The sequence below is a fragment of the Amycolatopsis ultiminotia genome (assembly GCF_039536925.1).
Classification (GTDB): domain Bacteria; phylum Actinomycetota; class Actinomycetes; order Mycobacteriales; family Pseudonocardiaceae; genus Amycolatopsis; species Amycolatopsis ultiminotia.
Genome location: NZ_BAAAZN010000015.1, coordinates 121514 through 137801 on the forward strand (window position 1 = coordinate 121514; position 16288 = coordinate 137801).

Consider the following 16288-nt stretch of genomic DNA (forward strand, 5'->3'; position numbering starts at 1 on the left):
GTCGCAGTCGCAGTCGCAGTCGCAGTCGCAGTCGCAGTCGCAGTCGCAGTCGCAGTCGCAGTCGCAGTCGCAGTCGCAGTCGCAGTCGCAGTCGCAGTCGCAGTCGCAGTCGCAGTCGCAGTCGCAGGAGTGACGGTACCGGTGGCCGCCTCGCCCGCCGGTCTCCGGAAACGTCCGCACAGCAGGGGAATCCGGCCGGACAGCCGCCTTCTCCGCCGAGTCCGCTCGGTCGTGGGCCTGCCGGCCGCGAGGCCCACGACCGCAGTGGCTGCCGGTATACCGGCACACCGGCGTTATCCGGTCAGCAACCGGGCGGTCGCCAACGGGTGTCCAGGCACCAGACAGGCACCCGGCCCTCAACCCATCGGCACGGTTGCCGGCTCGGAGGTCCGACCACTGCGTGTACCCGGCCGCCAAACCCGTTGCCCGCCAAAGACTCCTCACCACGGTCACCGGCTCAAGTGCCCGACCGACGGCCCCTCCCCTGTGCACACCCGCTATCCGGCCGCCAAAACCCGCTGCCGTCGCGCGCTGCCGTCGCGCGCAGCCGGGGTCAGGCGAGCGCGCGACGCAACGGGGTTGCCAGGTCGCCTCGTTTTCCTACTGCGACGCCGTCCAGGCCGAGCCATTCCGCCATATGCCGGAGTTCCGCGGCCAGTTCGGCGCTCACCCGGGGGGTGTCGACGTCCGGTTCGGCGAAGGCGCCCTGCACGCGCAGTACGCCGGCCGCCCGGTCGGACTTGAGATCCACACGGGCGCACAGGGCACCGTCGAGCAGGAATGGGAACACGTAGTACCCGTACTCCCGCTTCGGTTCCGGTACATAGATCTCGATGCGGTAGCGGAATCCGAACAGCCGCTCGGTGCGGGCGCGTTCCCAGATCAGCGGGTCGAACGGGCACAGCAGTGCCCTCCCCCGGATGGTGCGCGGGGTGCGGGCCGCGCTGTGCCGGTAGGCGACCGCGCGCCAGCCGTCGACCCGGACCGGTTCCAGGGTGCCTGCCTCGACGAGATCGGCGACCGCCCGGCGGCTGACGTCCGGGCCCAGCCGGTAGTAGTCGCGCAGATCCGGTTCGGTACCGACGCCCAACGCCCGCGCGGAACGCTCGATCAGACCCCGTGCGCCCTCTTCCACACTCACCCGGCGGGACAGCACCTCCGGCGGAATCACCCGTTCGGTGAGGTCGTACAACCGCTCGAACGACCGGCGCGTACCGGTGGTGAGCTGTCCGAGCCCGAACAGGTACTCGCACGCCCTCTTCACCAGCGAACGTTCCCACCATGCGCCCGGTCCGCGTCGTACCGCCTCGGTCTCCAGCGCCTTTTCGATCGCCCCGGCACCGATCGGGCCCTGGTCCTTGACCACCGCCAGGATGTCCTCGACCAGCCCCGGCACGGTCTCCACCTCCTGGGCGTAGTGGCGCCACCAGCCGTCGCGCTTCGCGCCGGAACGCAGCAACGGCCAGTCCTCGACCGGCAACAGGCTCGCCTCGTGCGCCCACGACTCCACGAGCAGCCGCGGGCGGCGCGGCCGGTGCTCCCACGCCGCGTCGTCGACCAGTGCCGGCTCATAGGCACCCAGCCGCGAGAACAACGGCATGTAATGCGCGCGCACGGCGACGTTGACCGAATCCAGCTGCAGCAGCTGGACCCGCGACAGCACCCTGGACAGGTGCCTGCGGGTCGGGGGCGAGGCGGGCCGGGGGTCGGCGAACCCCTGGGCGGCCAGCGCAGTGCGGCGGGCAGCAGCAAGACTGAGGGGAAGGCTGATCGTCTGCATGGTGCCGCCATGGTGCCAGCCACCCCCGACAGTTTCGGTACATTGCCCGGCGTGAGTGCCGCCGAAGTCCGTCCCGCGAGTCCATCCGACGCCGCCGAGATCGCCCGTATCCAGAGAATCGCCTGGCGGGAGGCCTACACCGATCTGCTCGGTGCCGAAGCCATCGACAGCCTCGACGCGGCGGATCTCGAGGGCACCTGGGCGGAGACGATCGGCTACCCGGCCTCGGCCGTGTACCTGGCCACCGAAGGCTCGTTCACGGTCGGCTACTGCGTGGCCGGCCCGGCACCGGAGGACGAGGCCGCGGCAGCCGACGGCAGCCTGCCCACCGACGCCGGCGCGACCGGCCTGATCGCCTCGCTGGTGGTCGAACCGCGCTGGGGCCGCCGTGGACACGCCGGGCGGCTGCTCGCCACCGCCGCGGACGGACTGCGCGCGCAGGGCCTGTCCCGCGGCATCACCTGGGTCGCCCAGTCCGACCACGCCACACTCGGCTTCTACCGCCGGGCAGGCTGGGCTCCGGACGGCACCGTCCGGACCCTCGACACCGGCCGTGGCACGCTGCGCGAAGTCCGGCTCACCGGCACGCTCGAGCTGGAGCTCACGCGCTGACCGGCTCCTCCCGCTTCGCGAACACCACCCAGCGCATCACCGAGTACATGAACACACCCTCACAAGCGCCGGCGATGAGCCGCGACAGGCGGTACTCCATCCCGAGCGCGGACAGCCCGGCACCCAGCCCGAGCAGGAACACCGCGTAGTTCACCCCGATCGCCACCGCGTACTGCACCGCCTGCCGGCCGACCGGCGCGTGCGAGCGGAAGTTCAGCGCGCGGTTGAGCAGGAAACTGAGTCCGAACGCCAGCACGTAGGACAGGCTGATGGCCAGCCACACCGGCCAGCCGAGCCCGCCGTGGAACAGCGTCAGCAGCACCAGGTCGACGGCGAAGGTGCAGCCGTTGATCAGCGCGAAGCCGAGGAAGCTCGGCGCGACGATCCGGGAGAGTCCGAAAGGCAGGATCCGTACGACAGCCGCGCAGAATCCGGCGAAGCGATCGGCGAGGCGCACGTCCGGCACGCCACGATCCTGGCAGCGGAAGGTGTCCGGGATCGGACGGGCAGGTGATCTTCTGGGGTCTGCCGCCGCCGGAATACGGGGGTTAGCCCCCGTGACCTTTTCGTGACAGCTGCTAGCGTGAATGACCAGGATCACTCGGCGGGGGGAGGCGCGATGGGCTGGCTGCTCGTGACGTTCGGCGTCGCGTTCGGCTCCGCGCTGGTGCCGCTGGTCAACGCCGAGCTGTTCGTGCTCGGGCTGTGCGCCAGCCAGCACAACCCGCACTGGCTGTGGCTCGGCGGAGCGGTCGCGATCGGCCAGATCGCCGGGAAACTGCTGTACTACCTGGCCGCTCGCGGCAGCATCCGGCTGCCGCAGTTCCTGCACGACCGGGTGCACCGGGAACGCCCGCTCACCCCGCGGCGCGTCCGCTGGCAACGGCGCACCAAGGTGATCCGGTCGAAGGTGGAGGCGCTGCGCGAGCGCTGCCAGCGGCATCCGCACTGGATGGCCACCACCTACGGGGTCAGCTCGATCGTCGGGCTGCCGCCGTTCATGGCCACCAGCGTGCTCGCCGGCGTGGTGCGGATGCGGCTGGCCACGTTCCTCGCGGCCGGGCTGGCCGGCCGCTGGGTGCGGTTCAGCCTGCTCGCCGCGGCGCCCGCGGTGTTCGCCGGCTGGCTGCACTGAACGGGGCGGTACAGCCCTGAGCAGCGCGGGACGGGTCCGGTCGACACTGCGCGACACCGGACTCACTGCACGGCACCGGGCTCACTGCGCGACGCCGGACTCACTCCGCGACGCCGGACTCACTGCACGGCACCGGACTCACTCCGCGACGCCGGACTCACTCCGCGACGCCGGACTCACTCCGCGACGCCGGACTCACTGCGCGACGCCGGACTCACTCCGCGACGCCGGACTCACCGCACGGTGCCGAACCGGCTGCACGCCACCGGACAGCGCTGCCCAGGCTGCGTGGCACCACCACGGCGCCACTTGAGCCCGACCGAGCCTGCCGGGGACTGGCACCCGCGTGACCTGCGGTTACCCGGACCCGCACCGACCGGGCCGCGCGTCAACCCCTGTTCCGCGCGGTACCCCTCACTTCCGGTCCGTCAGGTTCCGTTCCGCAGCTTCCAGTTCGAGCGCCTTGCGCATGGTGGCCCTGGCGCGGCGGCGGTCCCCGGCGATGTCGTAGGCGTAGGCCAGCCGGTACCAGCCGCGCCAGTCGTCCTGGTCGGCCTCGACCTCGGCCCGGCGCCGGTCGAACCACGCGTCGGCGGCCTCGCGGTCGACCCGGCCGGACGGGCGGCGCGGCAGGTCGGACACGTCCGGCAGAGCGCCCTCGGCGTCGAGCCGCCGCGACAGGCGCTGGATCTGCGTTCCGGAGCGCCAGGTCACCACGATGATCCACACGCCGAGCAGCGGCAGCAGGAAAACCCCGATCCCGAGCGCGATCCCGGCCGCGGTACCGGTGCCGATCAGCGCCACCGCCCGGTCGGCCAGCAGCACCAGGTACACCACCAGCGCCGCGGTCAGCAGCAGCGCGACGTTACGGGCCCTCACAGCTCGAGCACGTTCTCCAGGCCGACCGTGAGGCCGGGGCGGGACACCACGGTGCGCACGGCGAGCAGCACCCCTGGCATGAACGACGAGCGGTCGATCGAGTCGTGCCGGATGGTCAGCGTCTCACCCTCGCCGCCGAAGAGGATCTCCTCGTGCGCCACCAGTCCCGGCAACCGGACCGAGTGCACCCGGACGCCGCCGACGCTCGCGCCGCGCGCACCGTCCACTTCGGACGTGGTGGCGTCCGGTCCCGGTTCGAGGCCGGCCGCCGCCCTGGCCTCGCCGATCGCCCGCGCGGTGTGCGCCGAGGTGCCCGACGGTGCGTCCGCCTTGCGGTTGTGGTGCAGCTCGATGACCTCGGCGGAGGCGTAGAACTTCGCCGCCTGCGCCGCAAAGCGCATGGCCAGCACCGCGCCGAGTGCGAAGTTCGGCGCGATCAGCACACCCAGCCCGGGTTTCGGGGCCAGCAGCTCCCGCAGCTCGGCCAGCCGCTCGTCGGTGAAGCCGGTGGTGCCGACGACGGCGTGCACGTCGTGGGCGATCAGGTGCCGCAGGTTGCCCATCACCGCGTCCGGGTGGGTGAAGTCCACGACCACCTGTGCGGCACCGAGGCCGGCCAGGTCGTCGCCTGCGTCCAGCGCGGCCGCCACCTCCAGGCCCGGCGCCCCCTCCACGGCCTTCACCACCGTGGCGCCCATACGGCCGCGTGCACCCAGCACGCCGACGCGGATCGGGGACTCGGTCATGACGCAATCACCTCGTGCAGATCGTCGGGCAGGTCGTCGGCGTGAGCGTAAGGCCCCACCACGGCGGCGGCGGGCGCCCCGCCGGGACGCCGCAGCAGAGTGCGAGCGAGCGCACACACGTCCTCGGTGGTCACCGCGTCGATCCTGGCGACCGTGTCGTCCACGCCCAGGTACCGGGCGTAGTTCAGCTCGTTCTTGCCGATCCGGGACATCCGCGACGACGTGTCCTCCAGGCCGAGCACGAGCCCGCCACGCAGCTGGCCCTTCGCGCGCGCCACCTCGGCTTCGCTCAGCCCGTCCGCGGCGACCCCGTCGAGCACCTCCCTGATCACGCCGGCGACCTGGCCCAGCCGCTCCGGCTGACAGCCCGCGTACACCGACAGGTGGCCGATATCGGCGTAGCTCGCGACCGAGGAGTACACCTGGTAGGCGAGCCCGCGCCGTTCGCGGATCTCCTGGAACAGCCGCGAACTCATGCCGCCGCCGAGCGCGGCGTTCAGCACCGACAGCGCGAACCGCCGTTCGTCGTGCCGGGCCAGCGCGTGGAATCCGAGCATCACGTGCGCCTGCTCGGTGTCGTCCGGATGCAGCACCAGCTTCGGCGCCGTGCGCACCCGGGCGCGGCCGGACCGCGGCGCCACCGGGGTGCCGGTACCGCCGAGCCGGTCCCGCAGCGCGCGCCGGACCAGCCGCAGCACCTGGCCGTGCTCGACGTTCCCGGCGACCGCGAGCACCATCCGCGGCAAGGTGTAGCGGCGCCGGTAGAACCCGCGCAGCGCCACCGGCGACATCGTGGTGATGGATTTCTCGGTGCCCAGCACCGGGCGGCCGAGCGGGTGGTCACCGAGGATCGCGGTCACGAACGTCTCGTGCAGCAGATCCTCGGGATCGTCGTCGCGCATCGCGATCTCTTCGAGCACCACACTGCGTTCGGTGTCCATGTCCTGATCGGTGCACAGCGCCTCGAAGACCACGTCGGTGACCAGGTCGAGACCGAGCGGCAGGTCCGCATCGAGCACCTGCGCGTAGTAGCAGGTGTGCTCCTTCGCGGTGAACGCGTTGAACTCGCCGCCGACCGCGTCGATCTCCTCCGCGATCCCGGTGGCGTCGCGCGTGCGGGTTCCCTTGAACAGCAGGTGTTCCAGGTAGTGCGCGGCACCGGCGACCGCAGGCGGCTCGTCCCGCGAGCCGACGCCGACCCACAGCCCGACCGTGGCCGAACGCGAGGCAGGGACGTGCTCGGTGATCACCCGCAGCCCGCCGGGGAGCACGCTCCGCCGGACGATCGCACCGTCCGCAGTGGACTCGAGCGTGCGGGTGCTGCCGACGGGCTGCTCGTGCCCGGAAACCTGCCGTGCCATGGATTCCTTCGCTGTACGTGCGCGGAAGGCCCCCTCCCCGGCGGAGAGGGGGCCTTCTGCTGCGGGCCTGCCGGATTCGCCGGGCGAACCCGGTCCTACTTGGCCTCGGCCTTGTCCGCCTGATCCGCCTGCTCGGACTGGTCCGCGCCGTCGGCAGGCTGCTCCGCCTCGTCGTCCTTGACGACGACCAGGCTGATCTTGCCGCGGTTGTCGATGTCGGCGATCTCGACGCGGAGCTTGTCGCCCACGTTGACCACGTCCTCGACCTTGGCGATCCGCTTGCCGTTGCCCAGCTTGGAGATGTGCACCAGGCCGTCCTTGCCCGGCAGCAGCGAGACGAACGCGCCGAACGCGGCCGTCTTCACCACGGTGCCGAGGAAACGCTCGCCGACCTTCGGCAGCTGCGGGTTGGCGATCGCGTTGATCTTGTCGATCGCGGCTTCCGCCGACGGGCCGTCGGCCGCGCCCACGTAGATCGTGCCGTCGTCCTCGATCGAGATGTCCGCGCCGGTCTCCTCGGTGATCGAGTTGATCATCTTGCCCTTCGGGCCGATGACCTCGCCGATCTTGTCCACCGGGATCTTCACGCTGGTCACGCGCGGGGCGAACGGGCTCATCTCGTCCGGGCCGTCGATCGCCTCGGCGAGCACGTCCAGGATGGTGTAGCGGGCGTCCTTGGCCTGCTTCAGCGCGGCCGCGAGCACCTCCGACGGGATGCCGTCGAGCTTGGTGTCCAGTTGCAGCGCGGTGATGATGTCCTTGGTGCCGGCGACCTTGAAGTCCATGTCGCCCATGGCGTCCTCGGCACCGAGGATGTCGGTCAGCGCGACGTAGCGGGCCTCGCCGTCGACCTCGTCCGAGATCAGGCCCATCGCGATGCCCGCGACCGGCGCCTTCAGCGGCACACCGGCGTTGTACAGGCCCAGGGTGGACGCGCAGACCGAGCCCATCGAGGTGGAGCCGTTGGAGCCCAGCGCCTCGGAGACCTGGCGGATCGCGTACGGGAACTCGTCGCGCTTGGGCAGCACCGGCACCAGCGCACGCTCGGCGAGCATGCCGTGGCCGATCTCGCGCCGCTTCGGCGAGCCGACGCGACCGGTCTCGCCGGTGGAGAACGGCGGGAAGTTGTAGTGGTGCAGGTAGCGCTTGTGCGTCTCCGGGGACAGCGAGTCGATCTGCTGCTCCATGCGGAGCATGTTCAGCGTGGTGACGCCCAGGATCTGGGTCTCACCGCGCTCGAACAGCGCCGAGCCGTGCGCCCGCGGGATCACCGCGACCTCGGCCGAGAGCTGGCGGATGTCGGTGAGCCCGCGGCCGTCCATCCGGATCTTGTCGGTGAGGACCCGCTTGCGCATGACCTTCTTCGACAGCGCCTTGAACGCCCCGCCGACCTCCTTGTCCCGGCCCTCGAAGGCTTCGCCCTCGCCGAGCCCGATCTTCTCCAGCACCGCGGCCTTGACCTGATCGGTCGCGGCGTCGCGGTCCTGCTTGCCGGCGATCTGCAGCGCGTTCGCCAGGTCGTCGGTGGCGATCGCGGCGACTGCGTCGTAGACGTCCTGCTCGTAGGCGGGGAACAGCGGGAACTCGCCGGTCGGCTTGGCGGCGTCCGCGGCGAGGCGCTGCTGCGCCTCGCACAGCACCTTGATGAACGGCTTCGCAGCCTCGAGGCCCTCGGCGACCGACACCTCGTCCGGCGCCTTGCTGCCGTCGGCGATCAGGTCGAGCGTGTGCTCGGTGCCCTCCGCCTCGACCATCATGATCGCGACGTCCGCACCGACGATCCGGCCGGCCACCACCATGTTGAAGGTGGCCTTCTCCAGCTGCGACCAGGTCGGGAACGCGACCCACTGGTCCTCGATCAGCGCGACGCGCACGCCGCCGACCGGGCCGGAGAACGGCAGACCGGAGATCTGGGTGGAGGCGGACGCGGCGTTGATCGCCAGCACGTCGTACGGGTCGTCCGGGTTGAGGCTCTGCACGGTGATGACGACCTGGATCTCGTTGCGCAGGCCCTCGACGAACGACGGGCGCAGCGGCCGGTCGATCAGCCGGCAGGTGAGGATCGCGTCGGTCGAGGGGCGGCCCTCGCGGCGGAAGAACGCGCCGGGGATACGCCCGGCGGCGTACATGCGCTCCTCGACGTCCACCGTCAGCGGGAAGAAGTCGAAGTGGTCCTTCGGGTGCTTCGACGCCGTGGTCGCCGAGAGCAGCATGGTCTCTTCGTCCAGGTACGCGACGACCGCGCCGGCGGCCTGCTTGGCCAGCCTGCCGGTCTCGAACCGCACGGTGCGGGTGCCGAACCGGCCGTTGTCGAGCACGGCCTCGGTTTCGTGCACGGTGACTCCGGTGGAGTCGGTCATGGGGTCATTCTCCTCTTTGTTGCCTTCGTAAGGCGCGAGTCTCCCACCCTGGGACCCGGTTCGCCCGAGGACGCTCGAGGATGCAGGCCGGTCTTCGATCGAAGCCCCCGGGTACACACCCGGGAACCACTACCGAGGACCGGCGGACGGGTCCTCCAGCGCGCTCACGCCGTTGTGGTCGTAGTGCAGCGAGGGGGAGCGACCGAACGGTCACTCCCCCTCGTCAGGACGCTATCGGCGCAGGCCGAGACGCTTGATCAGCTCCCGGTAGCGCGCCACGTCCACCTTCTCGGTGTAGTTCAGCAACCGGCGGCGACGGCCGACCAGCAGCAGAAGACCACGGCGCGAGTGGTGGTCGTGCTTGTGCGTCTTGAGGTGTTCGGTGAGGCCGGTGATGCGCTTGGTCAGCAGGGCGACCTGGGCCTCGGGGGATCCGGTGTCCGAGTCGTGCAAGCCGTACTCGGAAAGGATCGTCTTCTTTTCTTCGGTGGACAGCGCCACTGGTGGTGCTCCTTGTGTGTTCAGTGCCGTGGGGCCCGCACCGCGCCACGCGGCCGGGTAGACGGTCACGGCCGCCACGGACTGCAGCCGGACCCGTTCGCCGAGGTTACCAGCCGTACGGGGGCGGTCCGCACGCGCGGTGCAGGCCGAACCGGCCGACCGTGCGGTACGGCTGCCCGCCACCGGACATCAGGACCACCTCGCGGGCGGACCACACCCGGCTGCGGAAACCGGCCAGCCGTTCCGCCCACGGCCGCGCCGGGCCGGGCCGGTCGCGGGGATGGCGCGCCAGGGTCAGGTGCGCACGGTAGGGCCGCTCGTCCCCGGCCCCCGCGACGCGCGCGAGCTCGGCGAGCCCCTCCCCTTCGGCGGCCAGCCACAGCACGCCGGGGAAGGTTCCGGAACCACCCAGCCGGAGGTCGATCGGCGCACAGCCGTCCAGCGCCGCGCCGAGGAACGCGGCGCGCTCGGCCGGATCGGCTTCGCCGTAGAAAGCCAGGGTCACGTGCCAGCCTGCCGGTTCGGTCCAGCGCAGTCCTGGTCCGGACGCCTCCGCCGCTTCGGCCCCGGCGAGCGGATGCGATCCGGCACCGGCAAGTGGGCCTGGCCCGGCACCGGTGCGCGGATGCGATCCGGCGTCAGCAAGCGGGCCTGGCCCGGCACCGGCAAGCGGATCCGGCCCGGCATCAGCAAGCGGGCCTGGCCCGGCACCGGCAAGCGGATCCGGTCCGGCACCGGCAAGCGAGCCTGGCCCGGCACCGGCAAGCGGGCCCGGTCCGGCACCGGCCGGGCGGGTCGTTCCGCGCGGGTCGGAGCCGGCATCGGCGGGTCGGTCCGGCCCGGATTCCGCGCGGTGGCCCAGTGCTTCGAGCACCGCCGCGATCACATCGGCCGGTGGGCGCAGCGCGGAGAACAGCCGCACGCCGCCTACTGTGCGGCGCCGGCGCGGCGCAGCAGGTCGGCGATCGCCGGGAAGCCCTCGTCCAGCAGTTTGGCGGCCTCGCCGAGGTTCTCGTCCTCGGCGATATCGCGCAGCACGGCCAGTACGGCCTGCTCGTCGGAGCCCACCGGGATGTTGTCGCGTCCGACCGTGGGCCGGGAGTCGCGCACGTCCTCCAGTGCGGTCTGCATTGCGTCGCGGTCGCCCGCGGCCACCTCGGGTACCAGGATCTTGCGCTCCAGCATGATCATCCGGGCCAGCACCACCGGATTGCCGATCTTCGCCCGCCGCCCGCTCATCACCTGGCTCAGCATCGGCGCGCTGATCCCCAGCACCTCGGCCAGGAAGGCCTGTGACACGTCGAAGGCCACCACCAGCCGGCGCACCCGATCCCCCAGCGGTTCCCCGTACCACTCCCGCTGCAGCGCGATGTTCCGCTGGACGATCTTGTGGTCCTCCACCAGTTCCGCTCCCCTAGCCCCGTGTCCGCGGTGCTCGCCACCGGCCCGTGCGGTCGGTGCCGCCCGGGTCATCTTGCCATCCGGACCCCGCTGCGCGGGCCGGAACGTCCTTTTCCACCCCTTGATCCGGTCCTCGCGGTCCGTCCGGGGGGCGGTTCACCCGAGCGCGTCCCTGGTGCGCACCACGTCCTCGTCGATCTGCTTGACCAGGTCCGCCGACCGGCCGAACCGCTCCTGATCGCGCAGCCTGCTGACGAAATCCAGCGCCACGTGCTGCCCGTAGAAGTCCTCGTCCACGTCGAGCACGAACGCCTCCACGGTGCGCTCGCGGCCGGAGAAGGTCGGGTTCGTGCCCACCGACACCGCCGCACGCAACCGCCGGTCCGGATCGGACAACCGGGTGAACCACGCGGTGTAGACGCCGTCTGCGGGGACCGCGGCGAACCGGGCCGTGGAGAGGTTCGCCGTCGGGTAGCCGAGGTCGTGTCCCCTGCGGTCGCCGCGGACCACGATGCCCTCCAGCCGGTGCGGCCTGCCGAGCGCGTCGGCCGCGGCCACCACGTCACCCGCGTCGATGCACGAGCGCACGTAGGTGGAGGAGAAGGTGATGTCGGTGCTGATCGGGTCGTCGCTGTGCCCGGCGAGGGACCGGCCCTGCAGCTCCGCGCCGTAGGCGACGAATCCGAAGCGCCTGCCGAGCTCGCGCAGCAGTGCGACGTTGCCTGCCGCCTTGGCGCCGAAGGTGAAGTTGTCACCGACCAGCACCGCGGCCGCGTGCAGCCGGTCCACCAGTACCTCGTGCACGAACTCGTGCGGGCTCAGCCGTGAGAGTTCCAGGGTGAAGGGCAGCACGCAGAACACGTCCACGCCGAGGCTCTCGACCAGTTCGGCCTTGCGCCGCAAGGTGGTCAGCTGCGCCGGATGGGTACCGGGGCGCAGCACCTCGGACGGATGCGGGTCGAAGGTGACCACCACGCTCGGCACGCCGCGCCCGGCGGCCGCTTCCACCGTGCGGGCGATCAGTTCCTGGTGCCCGCGGTGCACGCCGTCGAACACGCCGATGGTGACCACGCATCGTCCCCAGCCGCCCGGGAGATCCCCGAGCCCACGCCACCGCTGCACTGCCGTCAACTCTCCCCGCACCGGTACCCTTTGGCCCCACCTTATGCGGGCAGCAGGACCACTACCGAACGGGTCACTCCGTCGGTGTCCGAGGCCAGCGCGAGCACGTGCCCGTCCGGGGCGAACAGACCGTAGGTGCCCTCGATCCCGGCGGCCGGGATGCGGCGGCCGTACTGGATCGCCTTGGCGGTGACCGCGTCGAGATCGCGGCGCGGGAAGGCCGTGGCGACCGCCTCGTCGAGGTCGAGCGACAGCTCCGGGGTGGCCGCCAGCTGGTCGAGAGTGCGTGCCCTTGCCAGCGTGAACGGTCCGACTGTGGTGCGGCGCAAGGCTTTCAGGTGCCCGCCGACGCCGAGACCGGCACCGAGATCACGAGCGAGCGCGCGGACGTAGGTGCCCGACGAGCACTCCACCACGGCGTCCAGTTCGATCCGGTCGTCCTCGCGGCGCACGGCCAGCACGTCGAAACGGTGCACGGTCACCGGCCGCGGCGGGAGGACCACTTCCTCCCCCGCACGCACCCTGGCGTAGGCGCGCTTGCCGTCGATCTTCACCGCGGACACCGCACTGGGCACCTGCTGCAGGTCACCGGTCAGCGCGGTGACCCCACCGGTGATCTGCTCGTCGGTGACCGCGGCGACGGCGTCCGGGGTGGCGGCGGAAAGGGTTTCGCCCTCCGCGTCGTCGGTGGTGGTGGACTGCCCGAGCGACAGCGTGGCCAGGTAGGTCTTGCGATCGAGCGCGAGGTGGCCGAGCAGCTTGGTGGCGCGCTCGATGCCGAGCACCAGCACGCCGGTGGCCATCGGGTCGAGGGTGCCGGCGTGCCCGACCTTGCGGGTGCCCATGATCCGGCGAGCCCTGGCCACCACGTCGTGTGACGTCATCCCGGCCGGTTTGTCGACGACGAGCAGTCCTGGCGGCGGCGCGGGGCGGCGCGGTTCCTTCGGGCGAGACACGGCCGGAACCCTACCGACCGGGCGATCCGGTCAAGCCGCCACCGGGGTGCGGTCCCAGCGGTGCCGCCGGATCCGGACCGGCACGGACTCGCCCCGTGCTTCGGCGGCGAACAGGTGCGCACGGGCACGGCGCCACCACGTCAGCATCCGCCAGGTGCCCAGCGCGAGCACCACGACCACGGCGAGCAGCGACAGCCGGAAGTTGCCGCCGGTGAGCTGGAGCAGGACGCCGACCACCAGCGCGGTGACCGTGGTGGCCACGAAACCGCCCACGTTCACCACGCCGGTCGCGGTGCCGACGCGGGCGAGCGGGTTGTAGTCACGGGCCAGCGCGAAGCCGATCATCGACGCCGGACCGCCCAGCGACAGGAACGCGAACGCGGGCACCAGCACCCCGGTCGGCACCGGGCCGCTCCAGCCGAGCAGCACCGCCCAGACCACCGCCGCACCGCCGAGGTAAGCCCCGACCAGCGGCATCCGCAGCGACGGGTGGCGGCCGATCACCGTGCCCAGCACCGGGCCGCCCGCCATCGAGCCGAAGACGAACACGCTGAGCAGCGCGCTCGCGGTCGCCGGGGGCAATCCCTGTCCCTGCACCAGAAACGGCACTCCCCACAGCAGGGTGAGCACGTTCGGCGCGAACATCGTGGTGAAGTGCACCCAGAAGCCGAGCCGGGTGCCGGGCACCGCCCAGGCGGCGCGGACCTGCCGGCCCAGTTCGGCCGTTCGCACCGGCTCCCGCACCGGTTCCGGTTCACCGGCCGGGATGTCCCGCACGCGCACCGCGACCGGCACCGCGTACAGCAGGGTGATCGCTCCGACGGCGACGAACGTGAAGGTCCACCCGGGACCGTTCAGCAGGAGGGTGAGCGGAACCGTGGCGGCGAGGTTGCCGACGTAGCCGACGGCCGAGGTGAACGAGGTCAGCAGTGCGTACTGGCGCACAGGGAAATGCGCGGCGACAAGACGCAGCACGCTGACGAAGGTGAGCGCGTCGCCGAGCCCGAGCACCCCGCGCGCGAGCAACCCGAGACCGTAGGTGCTCGCGACACCCAGCAGGAGCTGCCCGCTGCCGAGCACGACCACAGCGACGAGAAGCACCCGCCGGGGACCGTAGCGATCGACCAGTACACCGGTGGGGATCTGCATGGCCGCGTACACGCCCACTTGGAGGACGGTGAAGGTACCGAGAGCCGCGGCGCCGACCCCGAACCGATCCGCTGCCTGCAGCCCGGCCACCCCGAACGAAGTCCGGTGGAACACCGCGAGCAGGTAGACGAAGACGGCGGTGAGCCAGATCAGCCAGGACCGGACAGAAGCACGACCGGCGGGCGACAAGGGTTCCTCCAGGAAGCAGACAGGCGTCGGACACAAGAAGACGACGACGCTGCCGCCTCGATGGTTGTATCGCCTCGGCAACCGCGATACATAGCCGTTACCTGGGTGTTCTTCACCACAGCCCGGCCGCGGCAAGCCGGATTCCCGGCAGCAGGCGGGAATCCCGGCGGCCGGCCGGGTGCGCCGTCATCCCGGCAGCGGGGCCGCATGGGCCGAGGAGGACGGCCGGGCCCCGGAATCGGCAGCAGCCACCCGGGATCGGGGGCGGGATCAGCGGCAGACCGGACCTTCCCGGACCGGACGAGCGCAGAACCGCACCACCCCGGCCCGGACGATCCGGCAGCCCCGCCGGCCGGCACCGGACAGCGGGGACAACCCGGATCCGGATGCCCCGGCCCGGCCGCCGGATCGGCAGCGATCCGCCGGGCAACGCCTCCCCGGCCCCGGCGAGGCGGGTCGCCGCGGTGGGGCACGATCGGCCCGGGAGACACGGTCAGGCCAGCAGACGCGGCCGGGCCGACAGACGCGGTCCCGCCCGGCAGACACGGTCCGCCCGGCAGGCACGATCCCGCCCGGCAGACACGGTCCAGCCGGCAGACGCGGTCCCGCCCGGCAGACACGGTCCGCCCGGCAGGCAAGGTCCAGCCAGCAGACGCGGTCCCGCCCGGCAGGCACGGTCTGCCGCGGGAGCCCGGCGATCTCCCGACTCGCTGCCGCGAAGCCGAGCCGGGGCCGGGATGGGCGGTGCGGTGCCGGTCAGGGTGCGCGGACGGCGCCGGTCACGGCCCAGCGGCCGGAGCGCCACCGGGCGACCACGGTGGCCAGGCGGAAGACCATGAACAGCGACAGTCCGCTCCAGATGCCGGTCAGGCCCCAGTCGAAGGCGAGCGACAGCCAGATCAGCGGCAGGAATCCCAGGCCTGCGCTGACCAGTGTCGCGGTGCGGAGGAACGCGGCGTCGCCTGCGCCGAGGAGTACGCCGTCCAGTGCGAAGACCACTCCGGCGATCGGTTGCAGTGCCACGAAGAACCACCATGCGTGCGGGATTTCGCCGAGCACTCCCGGATCCGAGGTGAACGCGTGCGGCAGGGTGTTCCACAGCGCGGCGAACACCACGCACAGGAAACAGCCGAATGCCAAACCGTAGGCGGTGATCTGCCCGGCGACTCCCCTCGCCTGCCGCGCGGCTCCGCCGCCGAGTGCCGCGCCCACGAGCGACTGCGCGGCGATCGCCACCGAATCGAGCACGAGCGACAGGAACGTCCACAGCTGCAGCACCACCTGGTGCGCACCGACCGCCTCGGTGGAGGTGCGGGCGGCGACCGCGGCGGCGGACACGAAGCACGCCTGGAACGCCAGGCTCCGCAGCACGAGATCCCGCCCGAGGCCCAGCTGCGCCCGCATGACCGGGAAATCCGGCCGCAGCGGCACCCGCTCCCGGACCAACGCGGCGAAGAACAGCACGGCCGACACGACCTGCGCGACGACGTTCGCGATCGCGGAGCCCTCCAGCCCCAGCCCCGCCACGTACACCAGCAGCGGGCACAGCACGGCGGAGATCCCGTTGCCCGCCAGCACATACCGCAGCGGACGAGCGGAGTCCTGCACCCCGCGCATCCAGCCGTTACCCGCCATCGTGACGAGGATCAGCGGCGCACCGAACAACGCGATCCGCAGCCACGACACCGCGGCGGCGGCGATCTCGTCACTGCCGGACAGCGCGCGGGCGATCGGCCCGGCCAGCGCCTGCCCTGCCACCAGCAACACCAGCCCGACCAGGATGGCGAGCCAGGTGGCCTGCACCCCCTCGCGGACCGCCTCGGGACGCCGGCCCGCGCCGTGCAGCCGGGCGGTGCGCGAGGTGGTGCCGTAGGACAGGAAGGTCAGCTGCGTGGAGATCTGCGACAGCACCACCCCGCCGAGCGCGAGCCCGGCCAGCGGCAGCGCGCCGAGGTGCCCGACCACGGCCGTGTCGACCAGGACGTACAACGGCTCGGCGGCGAGCACGCCGAGCGCGGGCACGGCGAGACCGAGCACTCGGCGTGCAGGGACGCGTTCACCGGATTCCACGGCGGGCGGGGCGTTTTCGGACACCGC

Annotated in this window: 15 protein-coding genes; 2 read left to right on the forward strand and 13 right to left on the reverse strand. The window is 71.8% G+C overall.

Features of this window, described 5'->3' with window-relative positions; all coding sequences use genetic code 11:
- Positions 1-553 precede the first annotated feature (553 nt).
- Entirely contained in the window at positions 554-1780 is a 1227-nt protein-coding gene (locus ABD793_RS29790; RefSeq protein WP_344865947.1) for a winged helix-turn-helix domain-containing protein, read from the reverse strand.
- Positions 1781-1831: 51 nt separating this feature from the next.
- On the opposite strand from ABD793_RS29790, the gene ABD793_RS29795 reads away from it, so the two are divergent.
- Positions 1832-2392, forward strand: a complete 561-nt coding sequence (locus ABD793_RS29795) for a GNAT family N-acetyltransferase (protein ID WP_344865949.1) — start codon at positions 1832-1834, stop codon at positions 2390-2392.
- Here ABD793_RS29795 and ABD793_RS29800 read toward each other — a convergent pair.
- Positions 2382-2858: a GtrA family protein gene (locus tag ABD793_RS29800; protein ID WP_344865951.1), complete on the reverse strand. Its 477-nt coding sequence runs from the start codon at positions 2856-2858 to the stop codon at positions 2382-2384. The two genes, ABD793_RS29795 and ABD793_RS29800, sit on opposite strands and share 11 nt — an antisense overlap.
- A gap of 153 nt (positions 2859-3011) precedes the next feature.
- On the opposite strand from ABD793_RS29800, the gene ABD793_RS29805 reads away from it, so the two are divergent.
- Positions 3012-3527 carry a hypothetical protein gene (locus ABD793_RS29805; RefSeq protein ID WP_344865953.1) on the forward strand — a complete coding sequence of 172 codons (516 nt, stop codon included), beginning with the start codon at positions 3012-3014 and terminating at the stop codon, positions 3525-3527.
- 414 nt (positions 3528-3941) lie between these two features.
- Here ABD793_RS29805 and ABD793_RS29810 read toward each other — a convergent pair whose 3' ends face one another.
- The 11 genes from ABD793_RS29810 to ABD793_RS29860 form a co-directional block, all read right to left on the reverse strand.
- Positions 3942-4406 carry a tetratricopeptide repeat protein gene (locus ABD793_RS29810; protein WP_344865955.1) on the reverse strand — a complete coding sequence of 155 codons (465 nt, stop codon included), beginning with the start codon at positions 4404-4406 and terminating at the stop codon, positions 3942-3944.
- Complete coding sequence (gene dapB, locus ABD793_RS29815; RefSeq protein ID WP_344865957.1) at positions 4403-5152, reverse strand: 4-hydroxy-tetrahydrodipicolinate reductase; 750 nt, start codon at positions 5150-5152, stop codon at positions 4403-4405. The genes ABD793_RS29810 and dapB overlap by 4 nt, the downstream gene beginning before the upstream one ends.
- Positions 5149-6513: a M16 family metallopeptidase gene (locus ABD793_RS29820; protein ID WP_344865960.1), complete on the reverse strand. Its 1365-nt coding sequence runs from the start codon at positions 6511-6513 to the stop codon at positions 5149-5151. Before ABD793_RS29820 ends, dapB begins: the two co-directional genes overlap by 4 nt.
- Before the next feature lie 95 nt (positions 6514-6608).
- Positions 6609-8873, reverse strand: a complete 2265-nt coding sequence (locus ABD793_RS29825) for a polyribonucleotide nucleotidyltransferase (RefSeq protein ID WP_344865962.1) — start codon at positions 8871-8873, stop codon at positions 6609-6611.
- 231 nt (positions 8874-9104) lie between these two features.
- On the reverse strand, positions 9105-9374 hold the full coding sequence (rpsO, locus tag ABD793_RS29830; protein WP_344865964.1) for a 30S ribosomal protein S15: 270 nt from the start codon (positions 9372-9374) through the stop codon (positions 9105-9107).
- A gap of 106 nt (positions 9375-9480) precedes the next feature.
- Positions 9481-10296 carry a 2'-5' RNA ligase family protein gene (locus ABD793_RS29835; RefSeq protein WP_344865966.1) on the reverse strand — a complete coding sequence of 272 codons (816 nt, stop codon included), beginning with the start codon at positions 10294-10296 and terminating at the stop codon, positions 9481-9483.
- Between the two features lie 5 nt (positions 10297-10301).
- Positions 10302-10775 (reverse strand): helix-turn-helix transcriptional regulator, encoded by a 474-nt coding sequence (locus tag ABD793_RS29840; RefSeq protein WP_344865968.1) that lies wholly within the window; start codon positions 10773-10775, stop codon positions 10302-10304.
- Positions 10776-10931: 156 nt separating this feature from the next.
- Positions 10932-11897: a bifunctional riboflavin kinase/FAD synthetase gene (locus ABD793_RS29845; RefSeq protein ID WP_344865970.1), complete on the reverse strand. Its 966-nt coding sequence runs from the start codon at positions 11895-11897 to the stop codon at positions 10932-10934.
- A 41-nt stretch (positions 11898-11938) separates the two neighbouring features.
- A complete protein-coding gene (gene truB / locus ABD793_RS29850) occupies positions 11939-12853 on the reverse strand; it encodes a tRNA pseudouridine(55) synthase TruB (protein ID WP_344865972.1) in 915 nt (304 codons plus the stop codon).
- Positions 12854-12883: 30 nt separating this feature from the next.
- Positions 12884-14191: an MFS transporter gene (locus tag ABD793_RS29855; RefSeq protein ID WP_344865974.1), complete on the reverse strand. Its 1308-nt coding sequence runs from the start codon at positions 14189-14191 to the stop codon at positions 12884-12886.
- Between the two features lie 756 nt (positions 14192-14947).
- Positions 14948-16285 (reverse strand): MATE family efflux transporter, encoded by a 1338-nt coding sequence (locus ABD793_RS29860; RefSeq protein ID WP_344865976.1) that lies wholly within the window; start codon positions 16283-16285, stop codon positions 14948-14950.
- Between the last annotated feature and the right edge of the window lie 3 nt (positions 16286-16288).